Origin of the sequence: Sporolituus thermophilus DSM 23256 (assembly GCF_900102435.1) — a bacterium.
In the GTDB taxonomy this organism is placed as follows: Bacteria; Bacillota; Negativicutes; order Sporomusales; family Thermosinaceae; genus Thermosinus; species Thermosinus thermophilus.
This window is the reverse complement of sequence record NZ_FNBU01000048.1, coordinates 1-1,581: the sequence shown is the minus strand read 5'-3', so window position 1 is coordinate 1,581 and position 1,581 is coordinate 1. Positions and strand designations below refer to the sequence as shown.

The 1,581-nt window shown below is 45.5% G+C and carries 1 protein-coding gene; it reads left to right on the top strand.

All coding sequences use genetic code 11. The features are described from left to right. The first annotated feature begins 75 nt into the window (after positions 1 to 75). Complete coding sequence (locus tag BLQ99_RS14685; RefSeq protein ID WP_171904711.1) at positions 76 to 1,380, top strand: ISNCY family transposase; 1,305 nt, start codon at positions 76 to 78, stop codon at positions 1,378 to 1,380. The last annotated feature ends 201 nt before the right edge of the window (positions 1,381 to 1,581 follow it).

The window sequence follows — 1,581 nt, the reverse complement described above, 5'->3', positions numbered from 1 at the left end:
TGTGATCGTTCTATGATATTGTCACCTTAAAAGTGATCTGAGAAAATGTCACTCATGGAGAAGGAGAAAATTTTCTTGAGTGACAAAGAGGTTCGCAGAGCAATCGTAATCGACAAAGTAATTCAAGGGGTTTGTACTATTGCAGAAGCGGCTGAAGCTCTTTCCCTAAGTGAACGTCAAGTCAAACGATTGAAGGCAGGTGTTATCAAAGAAGGTTTTGGGTTTCTGGCTCACGGTAACCGTGGCCGCAAACCAGCTCATGCAATTTCAGACGAACTTAGGGAACAAGTTCTTGCTATTATTCGTCAGCCAGTGTTTTGTGAGGCTAATGACTCCCATCTAACAGAATTACTTGCTGAGCACTATAACATTTTTCTTAGTGTTTCCTCCATAAGGAGAATACGTCGTAGCGCAGGAATTTCCAGCCCGCGTAAACATCGTAGGCCTAAGTCTCACAGAAGGCGTAAACGCCGCGAGCAGGAAGGTATGCTTATTCAAATGGATGGCTCGCCTCATGCTTGGCTAGGAGAGGACAAGCCTTATATTTCGCTAATTGGAGCCATTGACGATGCTACCGGCAAAATCGTCGGCGCCATTTTCAGGCCTACAGAGGACCTCAACGGTTACTTTGAGGTTCTTAGGCAAATTATTACTAATTATGGTATCCCAATAGCCGTTTACACCGATCGCCACTCAATTTTTGTTTCCCCTAATGCCGATAAGCTTACCATTGAGGATCAGTTAGAAGGCAAAAAAGCTAACTTGACTCAACTCGGTCGTGCTCTTAGCGAACTGGGTATTGAGCATATTAAGGCGCGTTCTGCTCAGGCTAAGGGACGTGTAGAACGTCTTTGGGAGACCCTTCAAGACCGTTTAAGAATTGAAATGGCTCTGGCCGGAATCCAAACTATTGAACAAGCTAATGAATTTTTGCAAAAGTTCATCCTTAAGCATAATGCCATGTTTGAAGTTGAACCAGCTAATCCCAATAGCGCTTATCGGCCCGCTCCAAGCGAAGAAAGCCTAAGAGAAATACTCTGTGTAAAGGAGAAACGAAAACTTAAGGGCGGTGTTCTCTCCTTCCAAGGCCAACTATACAAACTTGATGGCCTGCCTGCATATTTCCCTGACACTACGGTCTTGGTTCACGTTCATCCCGACGGCAAGCTTCGGGCTAGTTATCCCAAACAAAAAATTGTTTACGATCTCATTGCGGTTTCAGAACCCGTCCGGACAAAACCGCAGCCAAAAGAAAAAGCAGGTCCGCCTCCTACACCACGGCGGCCTGCCCCGGATCACCCTTGGCGTAAGGGCTTCCGAATACCAAACACCGGAAGTAATTATACGCCAGACCGCACGAAAACGGAAGTACTGGGTTAAAAAGGAGTATTTATCAACCCTTCAACCTTAACATTGACTTTCGATGGCCGCGGTCAAGGACGCCTAACAGGCGAGCGTAGCTTTTATCCTTGACCGCGGCCAGAAGAAAGTCTAAAATCCAGACCTGGGTTGATTACAAAATACAACAAGTGTGACATTTTCATAGACCAATTTAGGTGACATTTTCACAGACTCTTGACA